Source organism: Bacillus marinisedimentorum, from assembly GCF_001644195.2.
Taxonomy (GTDB): domain Bacteria; phylum Bacillota; class Bacilli; order Bacillales; family Bacillaceae_O; genus Bacillus_BL; species Bacillus_BL marinisedimentorum.
In genome coordinates, this window is the sequence record NZ_LWBL02000045.1 from 57,741 (window position 1) to 83,798 (window position 26,058).

Sequence of the window (26,058 nt, forward strand, 5' to 3'; positions counted from 1 at the left end):
TATTTGAACCGCCCTTTTCTGCTTCCGTCTTTTCTAAAAATCCAAAACAAAAAACGGATTCCAGAATCTGGAACCCGTTTTTGATTCAATTTATGATCTGAGGCTGAACTTTCTTGTATCAACCCCTCGTTCGTTAAGCCATTCCCTTGTTTCACCTAATATGACCACAGGTGCATTCTTCAGTGATTTGATGTCCTCCGTGCCAAGAGCGGCCATGATAAGTTTGAATTCCTCTAGGAAAAACTCCACCGTTTTATTCAGCTCTGCTTCTCCTTCTTCCACTAGAATCGATAAGAAGTGGCCGGCCACACCGGCTGCTGAAGCGCCAAGGGAGATAGCTTTAGCCGCCTGGAGAGGGGTGGAAATCCCGCCAGAACCGATAATGCCGAGACCTGATACGGTCCCCGCTTCGACAATCGAGACAGGGGTAGGAATACCCCAGTCTTCAAATGCCTGAAGCGGCTGTAAACGCCGTTTATTTTCGACCCTGGCAAAGTTCGTGCCGCCGCTTCCTCCGATATCAATAATGGATACACCAGCATTTTTCAATGCCTTAGCGGTTTCCCGCCCCATACCGAAACCGACCTCTTTCACAATTACCGGTACAGAGATGCCGCGGGCGATTTTCTCAATGCTGGACATCCACCCGGAAAAAGACCGGTCGCCTTCCGGCATGACAAGCTCCTGTACCGTATTGGCGTGCAGCTGCAAGGCATCGGCTTCAAGCATTTCAACTGCAAGCATCGCCTGATCATAGGATGCTTCGCACCCTAAATTAGCAAAAACGAGACCATCGGGATTCTCGCGGCGGACCGCTTTAAATGTCGGTGTCTGGGCGGGGTCTTTCAACGCCGACATTTGCGACCCGACGGCTATCGGCAACCCATACCTTCTTGCGGTCCTTGCCAGCATTCCGTTCAATTCTTCCGTTTTTCTGCCGCCGCCGCCTGTCATCGCATTCACAATAATGGGCGAACTTAAAGTAAGTTCGCCCACATTTGTTCGTAATTCAACTTTGTTTACGTCTGATTCAGGGAGGCTGCGGTGTACAAAACGGATATCCTCAAAACTTGGTGAAACCGGGTTTCTCGTTTCGAGGGCATATTTGATATGCTCCAGTTTCCGTTTCGATCTGCTCAAAAAAATCACCGCAATTCGCTTATTTTAGCTTCTTCAGCTGGTCCCCGATCATGTCGCCCAGCGAAAAGCCGGTTGATGGTTCATCGTTTTGGAAATCATTGTTATATTCATCTTCTTGCGGCTCATCATCCAGCAAGTCGCGGATGCTTAAAGAGATCCGCTTTTCAGCAGGATTCACATCAAGGACTTTCACCTGGACCTGCTGTCCTTCTTCAAGGACTTCCTGAGGTGTGCCGATGTGACGGTTTGCGATCTGGGAAATATGCACCAAACCTTCGACGCCCGGTTTCACTTCAACGAAAGCACCGAACGAAACAAGACGCTTGACTGTTCCATCAAGTACGTCACCCGCTTTGATTTCTTCGCCGACAGTTTCCCAAGGGCCTGGCTGTGCTTCTTTCATTGACAGCGAAATACGCTCGTTTTCCGGGTCGACAGAAAGCACCTTAACGCGCACTTGCTGACCTTCTTCCACGACATCTGCAGGCTTTTCCACGTGATGGTGAGCCATCTGGGAAATATGGACAAGCCCGTCGATTCCGCCGATGTCAACGAATGCACCAAAATCGGTAAGGCGCTGGACAGTGCCTTCGATAACCTGCCCTTCTTCAAGGTCATGGAGCGTTTGTTTCTTTTTATTTTCAATTTCCTCATCAAGCACAGCGCGATGAGAAAGGATCACGCGATTTTTTTCACGATCAAGTTCCACCACTTTAAGGGTAAGGGTTTTTCCTTTGTAATCAGAAAAATCCTCAACGAAATGGCGCTCAACCAGTGAGGCAGGAATGAAACCGCGCACTCCAAGGTCCACTACAAGTCCGCCTTTGACGACATCCTTGACTTCGGCCTCAAATACCTCTCCTGTTTCATACTTTTGGTTTAAGTCTTCCCATGCCGAATCGGCTTCCACCGCTTTTTTGGACAGAACGATTTCCTCATCGCTCAAGCGGATCACCTTCAGTTTCAGTTCTTCGCCTTCTGATACGATATCAGAGGCTTTTTCCACATGCAGGCTGGAAAGTTCGCTGATCGGTACGATGCCGTCAACTTTGTAGCCGACATCCACCAATACTTGCTTGTCTTCGACCTTTGATACTTTACCGGTGACAATGTCACCCTGTTCAAAGGACTTCATTTCAGATACCTCTTGATTCATTTCTTCAGCCATCTCAAAACTACCTCCTTAATCCCAACAAACGACAATGTCTGCCTAACTGTATTTTTGACAAACATAAATTTGTCCTTTGTTCTAACTTCTTATAAATAATATCGTTTGTCAAGCAAAACTATTTATGATTGCTGATTAAATCTTCAATCGCTTCCATTATCGCCGAAGTCGCTTCCCGGGCGGAAACTTTCTCCGCTCGCATTGTGTCGAAATCAATCGGTTTTCCATATACGACCTTCAATTTTCCGAACGGCTTGTATGGACCAATGACCGCCGCAGGCAGGACCCTGGCATTGCTGCGAAGCGCGAAAAATCCCACCCCGGAAAGACCTTCGCCGAGACTGCCGGTTTTACTCCTTGTTCCTTCAGGGAAAATGCCGAGCACTTCCTGTTCTTTCAAGACTCCGAGACCTTTACGGAGCGCTTGTTTGTCGCTCATTCCCCGCTTGACGGGAAAAGCGTTAAGCTTTGGCACGATTTTTCCAAGTACCGGGACACTGAACAGCTCCTCTTTGGCCATGAAATGGACAGGCCGTGGAAAGGTGACGCCAAGGATGACCGGATCAAGATTGGAAATGTGATTCGAACAAAGGAGCAGCCCCTCTTCGTTTGGGATATTCTCCCTTCCTATTACCTGAACGCGGTAATAAGGGCGAAAAACCATGCTGCACGCCGATCTGGCAAAACCATATAAATTCATATCAGCCAACCCTTTCGTCAACGGCATTCATGATTCCATTAACCACACCCTCGATGGAAAGATCCGTCGTGTCTATTTCGATAGCATCTTCAGCTTTTGTGAGCGGCGCCACTTCCCTTTCCGAATCAATTTTGTCACGGCGGGCAATTTCGGCCTTAAGGACTTCCAGATCTGACGGGAAACCTTTGGCAATGTTTTCTTCATGTCTGCGGGCGGCCCGGGCTTCAGCTGTGGCAATAAGAAAAATTTTCACTTCCGCATCAGGCAGCACATGTGTACCAATATCGCGGCCGTCCATCACAACTCCGCCTTCTGAACCGAGTGCCTGCTGACGTTTCACCATTTCTTCACGGACTTCTTTATGTGCAGCCGTGAAAGAGACGTTGTTCGTAACATCAGTTGATCGGATTTCTTCTGTCACCTTTTCACCGTCAAGAAAGACGTCCTGGCCGGTTTCGGATTGCTGCAGGGTGATTTCCGTGTCATCAAGCAATTTTGCTACTTCACCAGCGTCATGTATGTCAACGCCGGTTTTCAGCGCTTTGTATGTAAGGGCCCTGTACATGGCACCGGTATCGATATATAGATAGTTCAATCTTTTTGCCACAATTTTAGCTGTCGTGCTTTTGCCTGCTGCTGCAGGACCATCAATTGCAATAGAAATTTTCTTGCTCATAAATCCTCCTGTATCGGCTTATGATTAGTGTTTTGTTACAGCCATAATAAAAAGCAGGGATCACCTGCTTCCCCGTCTGAATATTTCGGCGGCAGCCTGGCGTATCTGCTCCGTTTCTCGAATTCATAATACCATAACAGGCACATAAGGTCTATTGTTTGTAAAGCTCTTTGCCGCCCTTTCCGGATACGCCTTCATAGTGATAGGTCTTGTTCATGTAAATTGACCATTCTTTCCTATCAAGAGCTGTTTGTGCTACTGCAAGAAAGATGAACTGGATGATGATCAGCTTGATTAGAAGACCTTCTGCTCTTTTCATTTTCCACCCTCCGTGTGACTGGCCGTATCCAGTCGATTCCGTCAGCCCTGGTGATTTCGTTATGCGCCGAAGTGTCACCGCCCACTCCAACTCTAGTCTTATACATCCGGCCGCAATTATACACCCTTACGCAAGATTCAGCCCTTTACGCCTGTAATAAAGCTGGCGTTCGAAGCAGAAACGGATAACAGTTTCACGGTCGCTTTCCTCAATGCCGGTAAATTCAACGGTTATGTAAGGCATATCGTTTTCATTTCCAAGCTTCCGCAGCAGTTTGCCCTCTGCCTTTACATAATTTATGTTTCCATCCTGCATGCTGAGGGCGAACCAAAGAGAAAGGGACATTCCCGGTTCGGCAGGAAAATGTGCCTTTACATATATTGCCGCACCGCCGCCGCTTATATCTTTAGTTACAGCTGTAAACGGAACAAATGCACCATCGGGTGAGTGCACTGCAGCATCTGCCGTCGTGTCGATCCGCACGTATTTACGGCGCTGTACATGCATATAGCCTTCTTCCTCCGGCATTCCGAGAGCAAGCAGCGGAATTCTGTCTTTTTTCCGTCCGTGCACTTCCGTATCGAAACGATACATTTTATCGTCCTCTGATATTACATAGGCACTGAATTCAGTGCCATCAAGAAAGAAGCCCGTTTTGCCGGTTTTCGCATGAACAGGATAATCAATGAAAAACAGATTCCCTTCGAGGGCGGCCACTTTACATTTGAAACGGTCACGCTTATTTGAATCTTTTAACTCAAGGTAAATCGTTTTGTTTACCGATAACATGCCAACACCACCTTTTTCCTGCAACTATTATCTCATTTTCACAAAAAAAGGAAAAGTTCTCTAGGGAACTTTTCCTTTTTTATTTTATAAATTATACAGCGGTTCGGCATTTTGGAGTTTCTCCACTTTTTCTTCCGCCCCGTTTTCAGCATTGATGAAGATCCGATACGTGTCATTTTTGATCGTACCCATTATTTCATATACCAGAACTTCTTCACCCAAATCATTCAAGATGATTGCCTGCCTTGTTTCCATCACTTTCACTTTCGGATTGACTTTGGCGAGCGCCTCCTTCTCCGGAATGGCCGGTTCCGGAATTTCCCGCTGCTGGTGCGACAACAAATAATCTTCAGCTGAAAAGCCGATCACATCTCCGGTATCGAGTGCAACTTTCATCTTGACCGTTTCCGGATAAATCCTGACCTTATCCATTCGTGAAACAAAGGTGAAGACCCCCTGCTTGTCATACTGGGCACTTTCAAACAGATCGAGGTTTTCAAACTTGTGCTCTTTAAGGAACCCTCCTGCTTTTTCAGCTGCTTTATTTAGGCTGATCTTCGGTTCTCCAAGCGTCCTGTTTTGCAGTATCCAGATCGGGTATCCGCCTTTTTTCGTGATATCCATCGACACGTCGATATTTTCTCTATCGTTCTTCAGGGTCACCGAATAAAAACCGTTGTCGGCTCCTTTGCCGCCTTCAGTCACCTTTGCTTTTGTATCTCCGTCAATTCCAAGATAGTCTTTCGCAATTTTTTCGGCCTTTTGCTCCGATACCATTTTTCCTTTAAGGTCTTTAAATTTGTCATCTTTCTTGTTCATTGAAGTTGACGTCACGCTGAAATCGGCCTCTGAATATCCTTCCACATTTTTTTCTACCGTTTTAAACCCGTCGATAATCGTGTTATCCTTCATTTCACCTTCATTTGTCGCAAGCGCGAGTTCGACATCCATCCAGCGCAGATTATTTTCTATTACCATGTGCTGAACTTTACGGAGTTCCCCCTGGATATCCGCAGCCTGACTGTATAATTGCTCAAGTGTGCTATACTCTTTGTCCGTTAGCGGCTCTTTTTCCAGGTCCCGAATGGCAGTTTTATAACTGAAATCGCCAATGTCCGACAAAAATTCCTCTGTCTTATTGAAAGGCAGAAGTGCGAGAGGCAGCTGGCCCACGTCATTATGAGCTTCTGACGTGATTCTCCATACTTCAGCAAGTGAAGGAGATAACTGCTGGCGAGAGTTCATTGCAAGTGTCGTCCCTATTTTATCGTGCAGCAGATCAATCTGATACGCCAGATCATGAAACGCCCTCTGGTAGCCGTTTTCAGCCTGGATGAGGATGGCGTTCTTTTCCTGATGTTCTTCATAGCCCCAGTAGCCAATGCCTATCGCCGCAACCGTCACGAAGATGATCGTTATCGTTCTGAACAAGTGAAGCACCTCCTATTTGCAGAATATATGCTTGCCGATCTGTTTGATTTGCGGTCTGCTCCATATCCATGAAGATGTTGCCGTATTTGGGTTGAAATAATAAAGGGCATTGCTCGATGGATCCCATCCATTTATTGCATCAATTACCGCCCGCTTCGCCGTATCGTTCGGTGTCAGCCAAATTTGTCCGTCCGCAACAGCCGTAAAAGCAAGCGGCTCAAAAATCACCCCTGAAACAGTATTCGGGAATGTAGGGCTGTTCACTCTGTTCAAAATGACCGCCGCAACAGCGACCTGTCCTTCGTACGGTTCACCGCGGGCTTCTCCATAAACCGCATTGGCCATGAGCTGGATATCATTGCTGGAAAAGCCGCTTGGCACGTTTGCTGCTGTCGGTTGTTTGGGCTGTTCGGTCTGCTCCGTTTGCCGGGAAGGGGTTGTCTGCTTTTCTTTAGGCACCCCGCCATAGTAGGAAAAGTCCTTGCCCTCGCGAATTTGCTTTTTTACAAACTCCCTGTCGTATTTTGACGCATTAACAAGTTTTTGCTTTGTCTCCTGTCCGGCGATTCCATCTACTTTCATTCCGAATTCATATTGGAAATTTCGAAGCGCCCAATAAGTCCCCCATCCGAAAACTCCGTCTATGTTCCCATTGTAAAACCCTAAATATTGAAGTCTTGACTGGAGTTCGATCACATCATCGCCTACTGCCCCGTGCTGGATTACTTGCGGGGAAAAGGCTTCCGCCGGCTGCTGCTGGCCGGTCATAAAAAAAACAGGTGCCACAATAGCTGCAGCCAGAATTGCTGTAAGCCATACCGTTTTCCGCATTTTGTCATGCCTCCTGCTTTCAACTTTTCTCTTTTTGTCCTTAGTGGCTATTTTTTGTTGCAGGGCAAATATTATTCTTATTTCAGCAAGAAAATCCAGCAGCACCTGTATGCACACAAAAAGGCAATGCGTTCCATCAAGGATCGCATCGCCTGTCAGCTGCCCGTTTCGATTTTTTTTGCGCCGTCAAGGTTCTGGTTCCAATCGGGTTGGCGGCGGTTTGCCATCTTAACTTTTCTTAGCGCATTCCACCACAAGTAGAACATGAACGGAGTCATCAAGACCGGCCAGTATTTGCTGAACGTAAGCAAGATGAAATCATACGTCCCATGGAGCAAAACCGGGACCGTTAGCGCAAGCAGCAAGTACCTTTTTTCAAGCTTTCCCGGGCCTGTCTTGGCTTTGCCGGCATAATAACCCATCACCACTCCGAACAGGGCATGGCTTGATACCGGCAGCAGCGCTCTTCCAAACGCCACATCAATTCCGAACTGGAAAAGGTAAAGAACGTTTTCCACTGTGGCAAAACCGAGCGATACGGCTGCCGCATAAATGATTCCCTCATAATGCCTGTCAAAGCTCACATGCTGGTATACGGTAAAAAATAAAATAAACCATTTGAAAAATTCCTCCAGCAAAGCGGAAAGCAAAAACGCATCCTGCCATGTTTCCTGTAACAACCCCTCAGTCTGGAAAACATACTGGATGAACATTAGTGGGAATACCAGAATAGCTCCGCTCACAAAACTTTTCCCGATCTTTGTGACCGGTTCGTCATTTTCAGGACCGCGCAGATAAAAGTAGCTCAAGAGCGCAAGGCCGGGAGCAAACCCTGCGGTTATAACGGCCAGCATAAGATCAACATCCTTCGATTTTTTTTAATCGTAACATGATATTGTGAAGACGGGAATGAAAGATGGTAAAAACCCGGACATCAGTCAACCCCTCAGCGGCTGAACCCTTCTTTCGCATCTTTACCAGCTGCAATCAGTACGGCAAGCTTGATGCGGGCTTTTTTAGAGTCATAGTCTTTCCCCAGCACCGCTCCTCTTTGCTCAAGGTCATGTGCGCTTCCCTTGTAATCATATGAAGTATGTACTTGTCCTTCTTCGGCGCTGGTGGCAACAACCACGCGTATGCCTTTATTGACCGCCTTCTCAATATCTTCCACCATCATCGGTGATACTTGTCCTCTGCCGACCCCTTCCAAAATCAATCCCTTTACACCGCTGTCTGCAGCTGCCCGAATAAATTTTCCGTCTGCACTCAAGTAACATTTGATAATGTCAACAGCAGGCAGTTCATTCCCAACGTCGTATACCTCTCGGCTCAATGGCTTCTGGTAAACGCTCACGATGTCATTATCGATTATGCCAAGATACCCGTATCCGAATGATTCAAAGCCCTGCAAGTTTGAGGCATGAACCTTTTTTACATACCTGGCAGACCAGACCCTTTCATTGAAGACAACAACAGTCCCCACATTTTCCAGACTATCATCCACGGCCACGTACACTGAATTTCTCAAGTTACTGTAAACATCTGTCCCTAATTCATCGGGAGACCGCTGTGAACCGGTGACAACAACTCTTCTTGAGTCTCTTATCGTCAAATCCAGGAAATATGCTGTTTCTTCAAGAGAGTCTGTCCCGTGGGTGATCACAACGCCGTTAATGGATGGATCATGGAACACGTCCTCTATTTTCTTTTTCAGCTGGATAAGATGGTTGAATGTCACATGCATACTCGGCAGTTGGAATAAATTATGGACCTCGATTTCTATATCAGAAGGAAGCCTGCATATATCAGCAAGTTCCTGCCCCGTCATCTCTCCTGATGAAAGCAAACCGCTTGCCACTTTCTTGCTTTGAATCGTACCGCCTGTCGTGATTAACGCGACCCTTTTCATATCAAATCCCCATCCTCTCTGTCTGCTTTATTATAACATTAAACGGGTACGGCAAAACCGCTTGTGAGAACGAGCTTCGGCTAAGCTGAAAATGCCGGAAGGATTAGCTGACGAAGATTCGGAATTCCAAATGCTAACGAAAACGCGCCGGTTTACAAGGCTTTTGGCGAAGAAAGAGGCCTGGCTGCCATATCTGTATTCTTTAGATCGGCCGCTGCGCCCCAGCACTTCCTTTCTCACAATTCACACCATGACATATGGTTAAAAAAGAGCCGGCAAAATCCGGCTCTTCATGAGATCAATTCATCCGTTTTGCGATTTCTTGAGCGATGGCTTCTCCATGAAATCTCCCGTTTTCAATAAAGATTTCATTGGCATTGTTGCCTGCAGCAATTACGCCTGCTATAAACACACCTGTTACGTTCGTTTCCATTGTTTCTTCATTAAAAAGCGGGCGTCCGGTTTCCTTTTCAATGCCTACGCCAATTTTCATCAGAAAGGAATGGTCGGGATGATAACCGATCATAGCAAATACAAAGTCATTGGGAATGGTTTTCCGTTTACCGGCAGAAACATATACAAGAGAATCAGAGCGGATTTCTTCCACTTGTGCTTCAAATTCCATTTCTACCTTCCCGTTGCGGACAAGCGCTTCAAATTCCGGCAAGATCCACGGCTTTATGCTGCTGGAATACTCTTCCCCGCGATATAAAACTGTAACCCGCGCTCCGGTTTTTTCGAGTTCAAGCGCAGCATCGACAGCCGAATTTTTACCGCCCAGTACTGCAACATCTGTATCATGGTACGGATGGCCCTCCTTGAAATAGTGAAAAACCTTGGCATTGTCCGCACCCGGAACGTCCAATTTATTCGGGTTGTCGTAGTAGCCGGTCGCAATGACAACATAGCCGGCTTGGTACCGTATTTTTTTACCGTCCCTTTGCCGGACAGTATGGACTGCAAATGATCCGTCTTGCCGCTTATCCACTTTTCCAACTGTTTCGTATGTATGGATGCGGAGCTGCTTCCTATTCACGACTTCCCTGTAATAGGCGAGCGCCTGCAGTCTATTTGGTTTTCTTTCATTTATGATGAATGGTACTCCTCCGATTTCCAGCTTCTCACTCGAGCTGAAAAATGTCTGATGGGTTGGATAATGATAAATAGCATTTGTAATGTTTCCTTTTTCGATGACAAGCGGGTCCAGCCCGTAGTCCCGCAGGGCGATAGCGGCTGCCAGTCCGCACGGACCGCCCCCTATGATGATCACTTGTTCTTTTTCCATATGCTTCACCTTTCTGGCTCCCGGCATGCCCGGTGTTTTAGTCACGGATGGGTGCATGGTGTTTCGGGAAATAAAAACCCCCTATCGTTAAAAATGATAGGGGATTCGTAATTTCGTTTCAAGCAATAACTAAATCCAGCCGCGGAAACGGGAAGCTTCCGCCATTTTCCGTACACCGACCATATAAGCGGCAAGGCGCATATCAACTTTTCGGCTCTGGGCGGTTTCATAAATCTGGTTAAAGGAACGAACCATCACTTTTTCCAGCTTTTCTTCCACTTCTTCTTCTGTCCAGTAATAGCCCTGATTATTTTGGACCCACTCGAAGTATGAAACAGTGACGCCGCCGGCTGAAGCAAGCACGTCAGGAACGAGCAGTATTCCTCTTTCAGAGAGGATTCTTGTAGCTTCCAATGTTGTCGGTCCATTGGCAGCTTCTACCACAATATTTGCCCGGATATTATCGGCATTATCTTCAGTGATCTGGTTTTCGATGGCTGCAGGAACAAGGATGTCACAATCAAGTTCAAGCAGTTCCTGATTGGAGATCGTATCATTGAAAAGCTTGGTCACTGTTCCAAAGCTGTCCCGGCGGTCAAGCAGATAATTGATATCAAGGCCGTCCGGATCATAGAGACCGCCATACGCATCAGAGATACCGATGATTTTGGCTCCGGCATCATGCATGAACTTCGCCAGGAAGCTGCCGGCATTTCCGAATCCCTGGACAACCACACGGGCACCTTTCAACTTGATCCCCTTTTTCTTGGCCGCTTCCCTGATGCAAATGGTGACCCCTTTGGCTGTAGCGGATTCACGGCCGTGCGAACCGCCAAGTACAAGCGGCTTTCCAGTAATGAAACCAGGAGAGTTGAATTCATCAATGCGGCTATATTCATCCATCATCCATGCCATGATTTGTGAGTTCGTAAATACATCAGGTGCAGGGATATCTTTGGTAGGCCCTACAATCTGGCTGATTGCCCTGACATAACCGCGGCTCAAACGTTCAAGCTCACTGAATGACATCTCACGCGGATCACAAACAATCCCGCCTTTTCCGCCGCCATACGGCAAATCGACGATGCCCGCTTTCAAGCTCATCCAGATAGAGAGTGCTTTTACTTCCTTTTCAGTAACATTCGGGTGAAAACGAATGCCGCCTTTCGTCGGTCCTACCGCATCATTATGCTGGGCCCGGTAACCGGTAAAAACTTTTACTGATCCATCATCCATGCGGACCGGAATTTTCACTGTCATAAGACGGATCGGCTCTTTCAAGAGTTCAAAGACTTCATCTGGATACCCTAGCTTATTGAGTGCCTTATGGATAACGGTCTGGGTCGATTTCAGAATATCCAACTTATCCTCGCTGTTATTTCCTTTTTCTGATGCTTTATCGGCTGCCATGTACTTTCCCCCCGTTTTTCTTCGACTGACCTGATAGCCTTTTCTTTTCAAAACATAGTATACACCTTCAATTATGAGATGCAAAGACGAAATGCTCATAATTTTTGAATTAACCGTGTAAAAATGTAAGCGTTACCACATAACTGACATATCGCTATGATTCTATAAGTATGTTTCCCGCTTACCTATCGTTCAAACATGATAAAAAACGCTGCCGGAGAACAGTCGGCAGCGTAGAAATCATTTTTTCGCTTCAACGGAAAGTTGCAGAAGTTTTTCAATCATGTCATCATATGACAGGCCGATTTCCCTGGCTGCATCCGGGAATAGGCTCGTCGGGGTCATGCCGGGCAACGTATTGACCTCAAGAATGACAGGTTTGGAACCGTCTTCCGGTACAATGAAGTCCACCCTGGAATAAATTTCGCAGCCGAGTACACGGTGAGCTTTGACGGCACTTTCCTTCAGATAGCGTGTCGTGCCGCCTTCAAGTTCCGCCGGTACGATGTGCTCACTCATACCCGGTGAATACTTTGCTTCATAATCATAAAACTTGTTCTTCGGGATGATCTCCACAACAGGAAGCGCCTGCTCACGTCCAGGTTTCCCCATGACAGCCACCGTCACTTCCCTGCCGGCGACAAACTCCTCGACAAGCACGGTATCATCATGACGGAATGCATCCTCTATGCCCTTCCGGAGTTCTTCTTTTGAGTTAGCGATCGTCAAACCGATTGTGGATCCTTCATGATTCGGCTTGACAACTGCCGGATAGGCAAATTCGTTAGCCAGCTCATCAAGGGTGAAATCTTCAAAGCGATTCAGCGCCCGGTCTTTTGCGATTCGTATACCTTCAAGTTCAAATAACCTTTTGGATTTCGCTTTATCCATTGCAAGGGCACTGCCGAGCACACCCGAGCCCACATAAGGAATCCCGATCATATCGAGAAACCCTTGAATACGGCCATCTTCACCGTGACGTCCGTGGAGAGCGATAAAAACAAAATCGGTTTCAAGACCTGATAAATCACCCAGATTTGATGGATGAAAGTCGATTCCCGCTACTTCGTGGCCCTTGGCTTCAAGGGCTTTCATCATTCCTTTTCCTGTTGACAGCGATACCTCACGCTCAGCTGATACCCCGCCGTATAAAACTGTAATGTTCAATATGCTCACTCCTGTAGAAGTATCATTTCAATAGTAGACTATGTATTAGAATCGCAAACGGATATCCATAATCATATCACTCAAAAATTAAATGAACCAGTAATTTAAAACCGGTGACGGAAATGATGGGTGCACAACATAAAATGATCTCCCCATTTATCGGAGAGATCATCGTATCAGCCGCTAATAAAGTAACGGTATATATCATGAATTGCCGTTTTTTCCATCAGGCACTTTCCGTATTCCTGTACTCGGTGAGTCGTTATTGTAGACGGACTCCCGAATTCCGCCAGCAGGCTTACAAAGTCATCAAGGAACATGCCTTCGACTTCATTCGGATGAAACTCTACATAATACCTCTCATTGTAGCTGAATAGGCGGCCGCCTTCGATGCCGATCGGAAGAAGGCGCGATGCGAGCTGGATGACATCTTCAAACGCTGCGAATTCATAAAAAATGTCATGCTTTTCATCGAGGGTGACCTGCATCTCGATATATTCATCTTCGAAATCTTCGTCTTCCTCTGCAGAAGGAGTCCCTTTTGTCACAATGACAACCATTCCCTGGGCCTGCAGGGCAAATACCTCAACCGCAATCGGGCCGTCGGCTTCAAATCCCAGCTCCACATTTGCCTCATCCATCATTTCCCTGAACAGTTGGTGAACTTTAGGAATGTCCTGCCAGAGATCCTCTTTGGTAAGGCCCCGTTCAGTCAAATCATCAAAAGTCAAAAAGATTTTGATTTTATTATAGGTCAAACGCTCTAACCGCATAGCCTACCCTCCCTGTCCGTCGCTCCCATTCCTTTCTATACTATATGAATGAGCGTTGAAATGGTTCGTGTTTTCAGGAATGCGTATAAAAACGGGGTAATATGATGCCCCCGCTGCCGCTTCCTCTCCCACCATTTAAGATAATGGTTTAATAAACAGTTTACACGGTTTCAAATAAATTAGACAAGTATTACATTATGATTTTTTTGTTAATTTATCCTGCAGCCATAAATCCCACTCAGCCTCTGTATTCCCGACGACATTCCTTCTATATGGGCCTAAGGCATTTTCCGCCGCCGTCAGGGCAGCACCGCCGATTCCTATCTGCAATCCGTCAAAGCCGGCCTGCAGTTCATCGAGCACTGCAAGCGCAGGCTGCAAGTTATCCGCCATGGTAACAGACATGAACAAAAAGCTGGCTCCTGATTCACGGATGATGGTTTCAAAATCCTCTTCAGCAATGCTGCGGCCCAGATAGATGGCCTCGAAGCCTTTTCTTTTCAAATAAAGTGTGAACGTAAGCAGACCGATTTCATGTTCTTCACCAGGGCCACAGACTGCAATCACACGCGGTAAATGACTGTCAATCGGCTGATTATGAAGGATAAAGCCGATGCGGGAAAGGATGAATGAGGTTGCATAATGTTCATGCGCGGATGTGATTTCACCATTTTCCCACATGTCACCGACTGACACGAGCAGCTTGGCTAGAATGTCATTAACCACCTTTTCAGCACTGAACAGGCTGAAAGCTGCGTTCAGGCGATCGACGGCTTTTTTTTCACTAAATGATAAAAGGGCATTAAGAAGCTGGCCTCTCAGTTCAGCGGCCGTATCAATCCTGTCTGCTTCAGGGGAAGGCTTATCGAAGCGGCGGTTTTCGTACAGCGACACAGCCTGACTGATCGTGAAACCTTCATCCACTTTCCGGGTGAGCCATTTCAAGATGCGTACGTGCTCATCAGAATACAGCCTGTGCCCTGCTTCATTCCGGTGAGGGGCTACAATATGATAACGGCGCTCCCAGGCCCGCAGTGTTCCCGGCTGGATTCCCACAATTTTAGATACAGCCTTGATGTTATACTTGCCTTCACTGGAACTCATCGCTGCCACCCCCTGTTATCCATTATCTGCTTTATAGGCATGTCCGCTTTGCAGTGTAATCAAATGGGTTTGTGCCGGAACGCCCAGTCTCAGCGGTATTGCAGTCGTCCCATAGCCGTTGCTGATGAATAGGGCGGTATTGCTGCGGCGGGTTAAGCCGCCTGGTTTATATAACCCCCATGGGCCAAGCCTTATTTGGCCGCCGTGTGTATGACCGCTCAATATGAGGCTGATTCTGTCTTCAGCCTTTATTTTATGAGAGATTCGGGGATCGTGACTGACAAGGATTTTAAACCCTTGGCCTGAATCTTGAAGAGCAAGGTCAAGCCTGTCCCGTTTCTGGTTCAAATCGTCGACACCCAGAAGGTGAAGCTTTTCTCCATTGCCGGATTCAAATGAGACACTCGTATTATCCAGTATTTTAACACGATTATCATGCAAAATGGCATCAAGCATATGATAGTCTATTTCATAATCATTGTTGCCCCAAACAAAATAGACAGGCCCCGCCTCTTTTATCGTTTTGATGTTCGTTTCAATCCTGCTTATCGGGACTCCCTTTTCAGCGAGGTCTCCTCCAATAATAACGAGATCGGCTTTCTTTTTCACTTTTTCGATTAATTCCGGAGAAACCGTTCTTCTATGGATATCAGAGATGAAAAACAATGTGATTTTTCCAAAATCAGCTGGAAATTCCTCAAATTCGAAAACTTCCTCAGTTATATAGTCAAGGTGCGCCAGTTTCCACATGTGCCATAGCAGGATACCTGCTCCTATAACCACAATGATTCCTGTGTATAACAAAATAGTTCCGTCCTCCTATTGTTGCGGTTGTGTTTCCCGGCTTCCTTCTTTTAACGAAATCATACCATACAGCACCGCAAATCCGATAAAAAAGCATGTGACCCACAAACGGGTATGCAACATAAAATAATACCCAATTATAATGAATTGCGCAATCAGTGCTCCTTTAAGACGGACGTGCCGCTTGCTTTTTTTATGTATCAGCTGCATGACAGCCCATTTTATCGCCTCTCCATGGCAAATAAACCCGGCCGCAAATGCGGTCATCGCCGCGAGGAAACGGAATGGATTCAATATTAAAGTTGTGAGCAGTTCCGGCAAGGGCACACCTGCAGCAGGCAGCCAGCTTCCTGCCATATACAAAGATACCCAGCCGGCGGCAGCCAATAAAAGAGAAATCCCCATAAAAAAACCCCCTTTTCATACTTATGAAAAAAGGGGCTCTATCCATTACCGATTTACAGTTCTTTTATGTCGAGTATACGGAACCCTGACTGTTCAAGCTTTTTGATAAAGCCGTCAAGGTTATCCTTTTTCTCAACTTTAAGGACGATCCGGCGGACAAGTTTATCCGTTTCATCAAACGTGGCAAGGGAGATGATGTTCTCGTGGAACTGCCTGACGATATCAGCAAGCCTTTTGATTCTTCCTTCCGTTTCAACAGAGGTCAGTGCAATCCTGATACCCGGTGTGTTTACGCCGAATGCACTTTCAAATTGAACAAGCCCGTCTGCTCTTGTCACGATACCAAGGAAGTTATCCTCATCATCCACTACCGCTACAAGAGGCGCGTCCTTCAGAAGGATAAGAGTCCTTTCAAAGACCTCTTCCTTATCTACTTTTAACCCTTCCCTAACGATTTCTTCCACTTTTACATTTTTTAAATAGTCACCCTTCGTCTGGCTCCCTTCAAAATAATGCCTATAGATTTGATATCTTGTCAAAACCCCGATGAACTTTTCGCCGTCCAAGACAGGCAGTCCGTCGATGGCATAGTCCTCCAGCTTAGCCAGTGCATTCTCGAGAGAATCACCCAAATGTGCCGTATAGCACTTTTCCTTGTCTTTCATCACACTTTTTACAAACATTGCGACCACTCCTGCTTCTGCATTTATTCTTTCTACCACTATTATATCTTCCATATGGGCCTTGAAAATCCTTTAATTTTGACAAGTTTTTCATGAGTTTTCGACACGTGCCTTAATGCATGACGTAAATAGGCATGAAGTAAAACAGCCAGCAATAGAATGGATATGACGGAATCACTAAAGGAGGTACGTAAATGTATACGCTTCGCAAAGCATACCGGCCTTATATAAGCCCGTTTGATCCATGCCGGCCGATGACGGTTAAAACGTATGTAACACCGCCCAACCTGTATATCGGCTTCCAGCCGTACGGCCTGCAGCAGTATCCGCTTAAAGAAGCGCTCTACAGGGGGACACTCTGGTGCGCCTTCTATGATCCTTACCCGGGGACCGACCGCAGCGGAGAGGAGGATTAATTCATGCAGAAACAACTTCCGGAGGAATTTTACAGATTGATGGAGGATTTGCAGGCAGTTGACTTTGCGCTTGTGGACTTAACGCTATATTTGGATACGCATCCCAATGATCAGCAGGCGATTCAACAATTCAATCAGCTTGCAAAGGAAAGCAAGCGACTCCGCAAGCAGGTAGAAAAAATTTATGGGCCATTGCTTCAATTCGGGAAAAGTTTTTCGGGTTATCCATGGGATTGGAAAGACTCTCCGTGGCCATGGCAAATTTAAAAACATTTAATTAAACAAATAAAGGGGGTTGATTCCACTTGTGGATTTATGAAAAAAAGCTCCAATACCCGGTGAGGGTAAGTACATGCAACCCGACACTCGCAAAGTTTCTGATCGAGCAATACGGCGGTGCGGATGGCGAGCTGGCTGCAGCGCTCCGTTACTTGAACCAGCGCTATACAATACCGGACAAAGTTGTCGGTCTGTTGACTGATATAGGGACAGAAGAATTCGCTCATCTCGAAATGATCGCCACGATGGTATACAAACTGACCAAAGATGCGACACCAGAGCAGATGAAAGCCGCAGGCCTGGGGGCGCACTATGCCAATCACGACAAAGCACTCTTTTATAATAACGCTGCAGGCTCGCCTTGGACAGCAACATACATTCAAGCAAAGGGCGATCCGATTGCCGATCTTTATGAAGATATTGCAGCAGAAGAAAAAGCTCGGGCAACCTACCAGTGGCTCATCAATCTGTCGGATGACCCTGACTTGAACGATGGCCTCGCCTTTTTAAGGGAAAGGGAAGTCATTCATTCCCAGCGATTCAGGGAAGCGGTGGAAATCCTGAAAGAAGAACGCGGAAAAAAACAGTTTTTTTGAATAAAGAAATGCGGATGGCGACGTTTAGCGGCGTACAGATAAGCAGGGCCGCCCGGAGAAAGGCGGTCCTCCCTTTCGCAGGGAGGAAATGCTTATCTGCTAGCCGTTGGCGCCTGGAGCTGGACAAAAACGAAGTGCGGAGAGTCCCGTTTAGCGGCGTACAGATAAGCAGGGCCGCCCGGAGAAAGGCGGTCTTCCCTTTCGCAGGGAGGAAATGCTTATCTGCTAGCCGCTGGCGCCTGGAGCTGGACAACAACGAAATGCGGAGAGCCCCTGCTATATACGTACTCACAAGCAGGGACTCTATATAAACAACCGGAAGCAGGAAGGGCCAGGCCGTTAAGCTTCCGGTTAATTTTCATGAAAAAGATTGATCTCATAAAAGTCCTTCAGATACCGGAAAACCTCAGCCCGTTCCTTCCACTGATCTTCAGTTTTCCAAAATTCTTCACTTCGGCTGATGATTTCAATCCGCAGATTCTCATACTCTTCCTTCGCCATGTCTTCCTTCATCTTGTATGTAAGGAGAACGGCATACTGCACGGCAAGGATGAACAAAAACAGAAGGTTGCCTCTCCCTAAAATGATGTCACCGATAAGATCGGCATCACTTCCAGGAGAGTATGAAAGGAACAACGCGAGATAAGCTGCATAGAAGATCGCTGAAACAGCGAGCATCCACCTGAAGAAAACCGACCGCTTGCTGACTTTATCAAGCGATTCTTTGTTGCCGACCAGCGTATTGACCGCTTCTCTCGCAACCAAGTCGCTTTTAACATAAGGAACTACCGCCATCTTGATCCCCCCTGTATTACAGTATGCGGGCGGACAGGCATCTAAAACTGTTTCCAAAAGAAAAAGGGACGAGCATATATTAACCGGTGCGGTTGAAAAGGAAGGCCCGAGGCTCCTGGGGCGAACAGGAGATAGCCCGCAGGCGGGAAATGGTTTGGGTTTGGGTTTGAGTTTGAGTTTGAGTTTGAGTTTGAGTTTGAGTACAGGGCGCCGAATTGCGGTTAAATGCCTGTATTGATTGCTTTCTGTCATTTATAGGGGCGGGAAACGGGATTCCGTTCCTATATTTTCGCCATTCAGCTGTTTATAGCCATACGGAGCCGCGGAGGCTCGCCGGACGCCCCGCGGCAAGGAAGACACCGCGAGCGCGACCGGAGGGAAGCAGGAACGGATGGCGCACTTGTACCCGAGGTAAAAACGAATAGCTGCAGTTGAAAGGAACGGCCAAGATACAAGACACCGGATTTCCTTCTTCCACAATTCTGCCCTTTAATTGAATAGTGAACAGAATTTTTTCGCGAAATTCCGGTGAGCAAAGTTTACAGAACCATTACCGTTGCTCCTATATCCACAATAACAAAAAGAACAGCAGACCAAACTGCGATTTGGGCCCTGTTCTTTTTGATGTTCACTTCGTTAAAAAGCACTTTGTTTTAGTTGAGGATTATTCTCTCCCGAACGAGTTAAGCATTCACGTCCCTTTTTCCTCAAAGTCAGCGCGGCAGCGGAATCTTCAATTCCTGCCCTGAATCTATGTCATTTCCGGAAAGGCCGTTCCATTTTCTGATTAATTCCTCCCCGTCTCGGCTGCCGTAGTAGTTCATCGAAATACGGAAGAGCGTTTCTTCCGGTTTCACCTTATGATAGACAATTTTATATGATTGCTCATCTTCTTTCAGGCTGTTTTCAGGAGCCGGCTGTGTATCCCGCTCTTTTTCATGTGGAGCCCTGTCTTCAGCTTGCACAGGTACATCTTTCTCACCGGTTCCGTTGGCCGGATCTGGCCCATTTCCATTTCTGCCATCTGGTGCTGCTGTATCAGACTCTTCAGGGGGATCAGGCGTTTCAGCCGATACCTGTTTTTCAGCAACAGCTGCTTCCTGGCCTGATTTTGCGAAATCATATTGCTGATCAGTATCTTCCTTATAGGAAAATATCTGTTCAGTCCCCTCAATCTGTTCAATAAACTTCGTGTAATAAGGAATCAGCAGCAGCAATACAATGAACAGCAAAACCAGCAAACGTATCCCGGGATATTTAAGCCTGTGCTTTTTTTTCGTTTTCTGCCTGCTGTGATAAGCTCTTCTTGGCGGCAATTCTTCCCGCTGCCCGGCATTTTCAGACTCAGGCATCTGTTCTCCAGACAGTCTTTCCGACTGCCTGCGCAGCGCACCTGCCTGAGGGGCATGGGATCTGCGGTTGTGTTTTTCCATTGCTGTCACCTCATTCATCCATGCTTTTCAAATAGGTAAACCGTATATAAGCCCCCATTACAAAGTCTATAATAAAATGAGCAAATACAGTCACAAACAGATTGCCCGTGATCATAAAAAGCCATCCGAGAAAAAAACTCAGTGCTGTCACGACTGAAAAAAGCAGAAATTTCCCCAGATACCTGATATGGAGAACTGCAAACAAAATACTTGCCGTGTAATATCCAAGATTTGATTGGATGACCCCCCGGAACAATATCTCTTCACTGAATGATATTAGCATTGTCAGGAAGAAGATATGGGCGACAGGTATATTCGCAAAAATCTTTTCATTGATGCCGCCGTCATCATACCATTCCCCGGGTGCCGTTTTCATGAGGAAAAAGTCCACTAAAAGCGCTGCGAGTCCGGCAATTCCGCCGTACACCAAAACTTCCTGTACATCACCGCTCCACAGTTTTGTGAATTCCTGCAGGGAGTCAAACAGAAAAAAGCCGATGACAGCCGCTGCAGCCAGGACAAGCCCCTGGGTGACATAAACCTGAAATACCAATTCCTTTGGTGTCAATTTTTTAACGATCTCTGCCTGTTTCATGGTATTCCTCACTCACTTTGATGAAATATCTCTTTTAGATCTGTTAACCAGTTCCAGGCAGCTGCCGGCTCTTCTGGAGACCGTCTCCGGTAAAGGGAAACATTAATGCCGCATACATCGCAGCAATTATCTTCGTTCCTCTCCTGCTCCTGGCTGAAAAAAGACAAAAGAGAGGATCGGCGGCAGCCCCCTGAATCGATCCATTTCTGCATTTCATTCAGCTTTCCCTTTTTAAAATCAATCCGGGCGCGGGCGCGTTTGTTAATTTTATCCAGAAGAGCGGCAGTCAGCATATGCGGATTAATGCACCTCTCCTCATACGCCTTTTCCATTTCCAGGTGATAAAGGATAAAACGCCATTGTGTTTCGCTTATTCCGCACGATTCCAAAAGAATGGATGTTTCTTCCGCTGTAACGGGTACCGCTTTTTCACCATGTGACCTCATGTACGAAAATACGGCTGCCGTATCCTGGTCCCCCGGTAATTCAGCGGCAACGAGACGTGCAGACATTTCACGGTCGGATGGGGCCGAAAATCCTATTGCGATGCTCGGCAGTCCATCCCGTCCGGCTCTGCCGATTTCCTGCATGTATGATTCCATATCACCAGGCATGTGGTAATGAAGGATATAGCGGACATTCGGCTTATCAACGCCCATGCCGAATGCCGATGTACAGCAGATGACATCGAGCTGGTCATTGATAAATTGCTGCTGGATCAAGATACGGTCTTCATTTTCAAGCCCTCCGTGATAATGGGCTGCCCGCCTGTCCGTTTTAAGCCGGAGCGCTTCCGCTGCCTGTTCGGCCAGCTGCCTGCTCGAAAAATAAATCATGCCCGGCCCTTCCAATTCATTAACAAGCTCAAGCATACGCTCTGTTTTTAAGCTGTTTGAACCCATTTTCTCGACAATGAGAGCGATGTTTGGGCGGTCGATCGGCAGAATAACCTTTTTTGCGTCTTTCATCGCCAACTGGGCGGTGATGTCCTCCTGCACGGCCGGAGTGGCCGTTGCTGTAAGGGCAAGGCAGGGCGGGGTTCCGATTTCATTCCTCAATTTGCCGAGCCGCAAGTAATCCGGCCTGAAATCATGCCCCCACTGGGAAATGCAATGGGCTTCATCAATGACAAAGAGGCCGATGTCAACCTGTTTAAGTGCGGAGACCACATGATGATTTTGAAGCATTTCCGGTGAGGCAAAAATGAAGCGGTATGTTCCCAGGGAAGACAGGACCGCCTTTCGTTCTTGCGGCGCCAAAAAACTATTGAGCGCTGCAGCGCGTTTATCTCCGCCCGCCTTAATGCGCCTGACCTGGTCCTCCATGAGCGATAAAAGCGGGGATACGATGAGGACAGTCCGCCCGGTCACATAAGCAGGGAGCTGATATGCAACGGATTTCCCCCCGCCAGTCGGCAGCACCGCCAGCACATCCTCACCTTTCAGAACCTTTTCAATGATGTCGAGTTGGCCGTCTCTGAACGTTTCATATCCAAGATAACGGTTCAATGTATCATTTAGATCCATGTAATGCCTCTTCCTTTGCCAGTATTAGCCTGATTTCAAAATAACCCGCCGCGTCGCCGGCAAGTTCCTTCAATTCCCTCAGCTTCCTTGTTTCGGCGGCAGCGATCATTTGCCCGATGCTCACTCTTATCTTGTCGGGGACAAAGAGGTCAATCGAGAAATCCGGTACATTCAGGGCCAGCTCCACGATATGGTCTTCAATCGTTGAACGCTTAAGTCTCCGGATGGCCGCAGCTTCATCTATGCTCTTACCGGCATTGATCAGGTCCCAAGTCCTCCGTGCCGTTTTCGTAAGAGTCAGGCCGTCTGCGCGGACAGGAATAAATGAATGGAGTAAAGGATATGAAGATATATCTTCTTCCGCTTTCAGGAGTATTCGATGAAGCGTACCCTGAAAACGAAGCCTTACTTCCTCTTCATCCTTGCCAAGTTTTTCTGCGATTTGCCTGAGAGTCAAACCATAGCGGCGCGCTCCTGACAGTCTCATCGTAAATATGGATGCATCAATGTCACTGCTGTGGGCTTCAAGCTGCATAGAGATTTCTTTGTAAAGGCCGTCCAGGTACTTTTTCCGCTCTGGGCCCCCTGCTGGCAATGACTGTTTTACCCAGGACTGATGTTCCTCTTTGGCCGCAACGGGTATATATCCTTTCATACCCGCCATCAGGTGGGACAGCACCTGCACCATCAACGAAAAACGCTGCCAGAAAGGTCCTGCTGAGGCATGGAAGCGCCACCCGTTCAAACCTGCCGGAAAAGGATTCCTGGACAATGAGGCATTCAACATCCGCTTTCCGTCCTCTGTCAAACTGGAGCGGCCTTCACCAGGGTGTGAAATAAAGCCGCTTGCGAACAGCGATGCGATGTCCTGTTCAAAAATGTTTCTGTCAACCTCCGGAAGGACGCCGAACAAAAAATCGAGTGCGAAAAGTTTTGCGTCCTGGATGGTCTGTGATGTTTTTTTCCCTTTAAGCAAATGATAAGTGCCGTATATCGTCCGTTCGTTTCTAAAAGCGTTCAGGCAATACAGCAGTAAGAAATGCCGGGTATGCATCAGCCAAACCTCCATATAATAAAAACAACCGGGAAAGCAAAACGCCTCCCAAATATGTACGGATTATTTCTTATCCTTTTATCTTACCAGAGAAATGACATAAAAAGGACATAATTCGATAAAAGGCGGAAAAGTTCGTCAGTTTGGCAAAACCCTGCTATGATAAGCATTCTCATTGGATTTTCCTATTGAAAAGTGAATGAAACCCATTTACAATATTGATTGAGGATACATTCCCACGTATCGTTGTACATACGTTCAGGGATTTTTTTCCATTCCTTTCGAGGTTGGTTCAATTACTTTTAGGAGGTTTTTTTATGGCTAAATACACAATTGTCGACAAAGAAACTTGCATCGCTTGCGGAGCATGCGGAGCTGCAGCACCGGATATCTATGACTATGATGATGAAGGCATCGCATTCGTCACACTTGATGACAACAAGGGCATCGTTGAAATCCCTGAAGTTCTGGAAGAAGATATGATGGATGCGTTCGAAGGCTGCCCAACGGATTCCATCAAAGTTGCTGATGAGCCGTTTGACGGCGATGCCACTAAATTCGAATAAGAGTTTCCAGCTCCCTGGCTTTCAGTAGGCCAGGGAGCTTTTTCATGTGCTTTCCAGGGGCCGGAACTGAAATGTTTAAGGACTAATCGATTGAAAACGGCTTAATGCTTTTTAAGCCAAAATATGCGTAACAAATACTTTCCAACCCAGCATGTTTTTTTGGGAATGTAAGCGCTGTCCTCCATCACCTTCCATTGACACCACCCCTTTACTGTGTTAAATTATCAAAAAATTGGTTCGATTCACTACTCAATCCAGAAAAGGAGATCAAAATCAATGTATAACATTCTCGTCTCAGATTCCATGAGTGAAACAGGTCTTGCCCCATTACTCGATGCAGAAAATGTTAACGTGACCCGCCAAAAAGCCGCCGAAACTGAAGACCTGGGAGTTTATGATGCTTTGCTTGTACGAAGTGCTACTAAAGTGACCGCTGAATTGCTCAAAAAAATGCCGCGCCTGAAAATAATAGGACGCGCAGGCGTTGGTGTTGATAACATTGATGTTAACGAAGCGACCAAACGGGGCATAATCGTCATCAATGCGCCAGATGGAAACACCATTTCAACAGCGGAGCATACGTTTGCCATGATCGCATCCATGCTTCGCAACATTCCGCAGGCTAATGCGTCGGTGAAAGATGGCAAGTGGGAGCGGAACCGATTTCTCGGAAGTGAATTATATGGAAAAAGCCTTGGTATCATTGGCATGGGCCGCATCGGGACCGAGCTGGCGAAAAGGGCTGCAGCATTCGGGATGAATCTCCATGTTTTCGACCCTTATCTGACTAAAAGCCGCGCAGAAAAAATCGGTGTAACTCCCGGCACCCTGGAGGAAGTTTTGGAAACGGCTGATATAATCACGGTCCACACTCCGCTTACCCGTGACACGAAAGGCTTGTTGAATATGGAAACACTCGGGCGGACCAAGCCCGGTGTATATATCGCCAACTGCGCCCGCGGAGGCATCATTGATGAAGAAGCCCTTGTTCATTACCTTGAGGACGGCCATGTTGCCGGAGCGGCCTTTGATGTATTCGTGGAAGAACCTCCGGCCGGCCATCCTTTTTTGGAGTATGACCAGGTCATCATGACTCCTCACATCGGGGCATCAACAAAAGAAGCACAGCTTCTCGTTGCCGAACAAGTTTCAAAGGAAGTCCTTCAATTTTTGGAAGGGCTTCCGGTCAAAAGCTCCATTAATCTTCCGGCTCTCTCAAAAGATGTATTCACAAAGATAGAGCCGTTTTACAGATTGTCGAAAACGATGGGTACCATCTTGTCGCAATGCATGAAGGAACCGGTGCAAGAGGTTGAAATTTCATATGCCGGTGAAATCGCAGACCTGGAAACATCCGTTGTCACAAGAAGCCTTCTCTCCGGTTTTCTGAAACCGAGGGTTGATTCTCCGGTTAATGAAGTAAATGCTGCCGTCATCGCAAAAGAGCGGGGCATCTCTTTCTCTGAAAAAATCAACTCATCTTCACAGGGCTATTCGAACTTGATTGAAGCAATTGTGCACGGTGAGGGCAGTTCATTTTTCATCCGCGGTACATTCATTAAGGAATACGGCCCCCGGATCCTTAACCTAAATGGATTTGAAATTGATTTTTATCCGCAGGGCAATCTGCTTTATGTCCAGCACAGTGACCGTCCGGGCGTCATCGGAAAAGTCGGGAATATCCTCGGTGAACACGGTGTGAACATTGCAACAATGCAAGTGGGAAGGAAACAGGCCGGCGGGGATGCAATTATGATGCTTTCCTTTGATCGACCGCTCGAAGACGAACTGGTGAAAGAACTTGATAATATCGAATACATTACCTCCGTAAGAAAAATTGAAGTGGAATAGGAAAAACAGCCTGAAGAGTAACGGATTCACTTGTGAAACGCAAAATTACAGATCCAAAATCATATAGAATTCCAAACTGAAACCAGGATATCTCACAATAAAAGGCTTAGAGAATTTTTATTTTCTAAGCTTTTTTTATTTCTTTTGTATGTGAATTCCTTGTGATTTTGCGTGTGAAATATAGAAAAATTGCAAAAAAGTATCGAAACATTGATATAACAAATAGGCTCTGTTATACGTTAGTGTTGATTTCCGTTGCAGGTACTCGCTTTCATCACAGGCACAAGGGCGACATCCGTTCCTGCTTCCCTCCGGCCGCACTCACGGTGTCTTCTTTGCCGCGGGGCGGGCGG

The 26,058-nt window shown here is 46.8% G+C and carries 28 protein-coding genes; 5 read left to right on the forward strand and 23 right to left on the reverse strand.

Going from position 1 to position 26,058, the window contains the following annotated elements:
* Window positions 1–90 precede the first annotated feature (90 nt).
* The 18 genes from fni to A4U59_RS14040 form a co-directional block, all read right to left on the reverse strand.
* On the reverse strand, window positions 91–1,140 hold the full coding sequence (gene fni, locus A4U59_RS13960) for a type 2 isopentenyl-diphosphate Delta-isomerase (protein WP_070121183.1): 1,050 nt from the start codon (window positions 1,138–1,140) through the stop codon (window positions 91–93).
* Between the two features lie 19 nt (window positions 1,141–1,159).
* Window positions 1,160–2,308 (reverse strand): 30S ribosomal protein S1, encoded by a 1,149-nt coding sequence (gene rpsA, locus A4U59_RS13965; RefSeq protein ID WP_070121156.1) that lies wholly within the window; start codon window positions 2,306–2,308, stop codon window positions 1,160–1,162.
* Between the two features lie 118 nt (window positions 2,309–2,426).
* Window positions 2,427–3,008 (reverse strand): lysophospholipid acyltransferase family protein, encoded by a 582-nt coding sequence (locus A4U59_RS13970; protein ID WP_070121157.1) that lies wholly within the window; start codon window positions 3,006–3,008, stop codon window positions 2,427–2,429.
* Window position 3,009: 1 nt separating this feature from the next.
* On the reverse strand, window positions 3,010–3,684 hold the full coding sequence (gene cmk / locus A4U59_RS13975) for a (d)CMP kinase (RefSeq protein ID WP_070121158.1): 675 nt from the start codon (window positions 3,682–3,684) through the stop codon (window positions 3,010–3,012).
* Between the two features lie 151 nt (window positions 3,685–3,835).
* Window positions 3,836–4,003: a DUF5359 family protein gene (locus A4U59_RS21400; protein ID WP_157888189.1), complete on the reverse strand. Its 168-nt coding sequence runs from the start codon at window positions 4,001–4,003 to the stop codon at window positions 3,836–3,838.
* A 126-nt stretch (window positions 4,004–4,129) separates the two neighbouring features.
* Window positions 4,130–4,792, reverse strand: coding sequence for a flagellar brake protein (locus A4U59_RS13980; protein ID WP_070121159.1), 663 nt, complete (start codon window positions 4,790–4,792; stop codon window positions 4,130–4,132).
* 84 nt (window positions 4,793–4,876) lie between these two features.
* Window positions 4,877–6,223, reverse strand: coding sequence for a germination protein YpeB (ypeB, locus tag A4U59_RS13985; protein ID WP_070121160.1), 1,347 nt, complete (start codon window positions 6,221–6,223; stop codon window positions 4,877–4,879).
* Between the two features lie 12 nt (window positions 6,224–6,235).
* Window positions 6,236–6,991 (reverse strand): spore cortex-lytic enzyme, encoded by a 756-nt coding sequence (sleB, locus tag A4U59_RS13990; protein ID WP_245680563.1) that lies wholly within the window; start codon window positions 6,989–6,991, stop codon window positions 6,236–6,238.
* Between the two features lie 218 nt (window positions 6,992–7,209).
* A complete protein-coding gene (gene prsW / locus A4U59_RS13995; protein ID WP_070121162.1) occupies window positions 7,210–7,908 on the reverse strand; it encodes a glutamic-type intramembrane protease PrsW in 699 nt (232 codons plus the stop codon).
* A 92-nt stretch (window positions 7,909–8,000) separates the two neighbouring features.
* A complete protein-coding gene (locus A4U59_RS14000) occupies window positions 8,001–8,963 on the reverse strand; it encodes an asparaginase (RefSeq protein WP_070121163.1) in 963 nt (320 codons plus the stop codon).
* 298 nt (window positions 8,964–9,261) lie between these two features.
* Window positions 9,262–10,248, reverse strand: coding sequence for a YpdA family putative bacillithiol disulfide reductase (locus A4U59_RS14005; protein WP_070121184.1), 987 nt, complete (start codon window positions 10,246–10,248; stop codon window positions 9,262–9,264).
* Window positions 10,249–10,377: 129 nt separating this feature from the next.
* The gene (locus A4U59_RS14010; protein WP_070121164.1) at window positions 10,378–11,658 is read right to left on the reverse strand and encodes a Glu/Leu/Phe/Val family dehydrogenase; all 1,281 of its coding nucleotides are present in this window, start codon (window positions 11,656–11,658) and stop codon (window positions 10,378–10,380) included.
* Window positions 11,659–11,898: 240 nt separating this feature from the next.
* Window positions 11,899–12,825, reverse strand: coding sequence for a D-alanine--D-alanine ligase family protein (locus tag A4U59_RS14015; RefSeq protein ID WP_070121165.1), 927 nt, complete (start codon window positions 12,823–12,825; stop codon window positions 11,899–11,901).
* 176 nt (window positions 12,826–13,001) lie between these two features.
* A complete protein-coding gene (locus A4U59_RS14020; protein WP_070121166.1) occupies window positions 13,002–13,598 on the reverse strand; it encodes a genetic competence negative regulator in 597 nt (198 codons plus the stop codon).
* Window positions 13,599–13,793: 195 nt separating this feature from the next.
* Complete coding sequence (locus A4U59_RS14025; protein WP_070121167.1) at window positions 13,794–14,702, reverse strand: MerR family transcriptional regulator; 909 nt, start codon at window positions 14,700–14,702, stop codon at window positions 13,794–13,796.
* Between the two features lie 15 nt (window positions 14,703–14,717).
* A complete protein-coding gene (locus A4U59_RS14030) occupies window positions 14,718–15,452 on the reverse strand; it encodes a metallophosphoesterase (RefSeq protein WP_083270856.1) in 735 nt (244 codons plus the stop codon).
* Window positions 15,453–15,521: 69 nt separating this feature from the next.
* The gene (locus A4U59_RS14035; RefSeq protein WP_070121169.1) at window positions 15,522–15,911 is read right to left on the reverse strand and encodes a hypothetical protein; all 390 of its coding nucleotides are present in this window, start codon (window positions 15,909–15,911) and stop codon (window positions 15,522–15,524) included.
* Between the two features lie 53 nt (window positions 15,912–15,964).
* Complete coding sequence (locus A4U59_RS14040; RefSeq protein WP_070121170.1) at window positions 15,965–16,594, reverse strand: CBS domain-containing protein; 630 nt, start codon at window positions 16,592–16,594, stop codon at window positions 15,965–15,967.
* 194 nt (window positions 16,595–16,788) lie between these two features.
* Here A4U59_RS14040 and A4U59_RS14045 point away from each other — a divergent pair, with 194 nt between their 5' ends.
* Genes A4U59_RS14045 through A4U59_RS14055 form a run of 3 tightly spaced genes read left to right on the forward strand, consistent with a single transcriptional unit; the run spans window position 16,789 to window position 17,885 of the window.
* Entirely contained in the window at window positions 16,789–17,010 is a 222-nt protein-coding gene (locus tag A4U59_RS14045) for a spore coat associated protein CotJA (RefSeq protein ID WP_070121171.1), read from the forward strand.
* Between the two features lie 3 nt (window positions 17,011–17,013).
* Window positions 17,014–17,277, forward strand: a complete 264-nt coding sequence (locus A4U59_RS14050) for a spore coat protein CotJB (RefSeq protein WP_070121172.1) — start codon at window positions 17,014–17,016, stop codon at window positions 17,275–17,277.
* Window positions 17,278–17,315: 38 nt separating this feature from the next.
* Window positions 17,316–17,885, forward strand: coding sequence for a manganese catalase family protein (locus A4U59_RS14055; RefSeq protein ID WP_070121173.1), 570 nt, complete (start codon window positions 17,316–17,318; stop codon window positions 17,883–17,885).
* Between the two features lie 351 nt (window positions 17,886–18,236).
* Here A4U59_RS14055 and A4U59_RS21095 read toward each other — a convergent pair whose 3' ends face one another.
* The 5 genes from A4U59_RS21095 to A4U59_RS14080 all read right to left on the reverse strand — a co-directional run bounded on the left by A4U59_RS21095 (window position 18,237) and on the right by A4U59_RS14080 (window position 23,288).
* Window positions 18,237–18,680: a DUF2663 family protein gene (locus A4U59_RS21095; protein WP_070121174.1), complete on the reverse strand. Its 444-nt coding sequence runs from the start codon at window positions 18,678–18,680 to the stop codon at window positions 18,237–18,239.
* Window positions 18,681–19,393: 713 nt separating this feature from the next.
* Entirely contained in the window at window positions 19,394–20,113 is a 720-nt protein-coding gene (locus A4U59_RS14065; RefSeq protein WP_157888190.1) for a LysM peptidoglycan-binding domain-containing protein, read from the reverse strand.
* Between the two features lie 10 nt (window positions 20,114–20,123).
* The gene (locus A4U59_RS14070; RefSeq protein ID WP_070121176.1) at window positions 20,124–20,708 is read right to left on the reverse strand and encodes a CPBP family intramembrane glutamic endopeptidase; all 585 of its coding nucleotides are present in this window, start codon (window positions 20,706–20,708) and stop codon (window positions 20,124–20,126) included.
* 8 nt (window positions 20,709–20,716) lie between these two features.
* On the reverse strand, window positions 20,717–22,234 hold the full coding sequence (locus tag A4U59_RS14075) for a RecQ family ATP-dependent DNA helicase (protein WP_070121177.1): 1,518 nt from the start codon (window positions 22,232–22,234) through the stop codon (window positions 20,717–20,719).
* Window positions 22,221–23,288, reverse strand: coding sequence for a YpbB family protein (locus tag A4U59_RS14080; RefSeq protein ID WP_070121178.1), 1,068 nt, complete (start codon window positions 23,286–23,288; stop codon window positions 22,221–22,223). Before A4U59_RS14080 ends, A4U59_RS14075 begins: the two co-directional genes overlap by 14 nt.
* 317 nt (window positions 23,289–23,605) lie before the next feature.
* On the opposite strand from A4U59_RS14080, the gene A4U59_RS14085 reads away from it, so the two are divergent.
* Together A4U59_RS14085 and serA are read left to right on the forward strand one after the other, a co-directional pair.
* Window positions 23,606–23,854, forward strand: a complete 249-nt coding sequence (locus tag A4U59_RS14085) for a ferredoxin (protein ID WP_070121179.1) — start codon at window positions 23,606–23,608, stop codon at window positions 23,852–23,854.
* A gap of 276 nt (window positions 23,855–24,130) precedes the next feature.
* Window positions 24,131–25,705: a phosphoglycerate dehydrogenase gene (serA, locus tag A4U59_RS14090; RefSeq protein ID WP_070121180.1), complete on the forward strand. Its 1,575-nt coding sequence runs from the start codon at window positions 24,131–24,133 to the stop codon at window positions 25,703–25,705.
* Window positions 25,706–26,058: the final 353 nt, after the last annotated feature.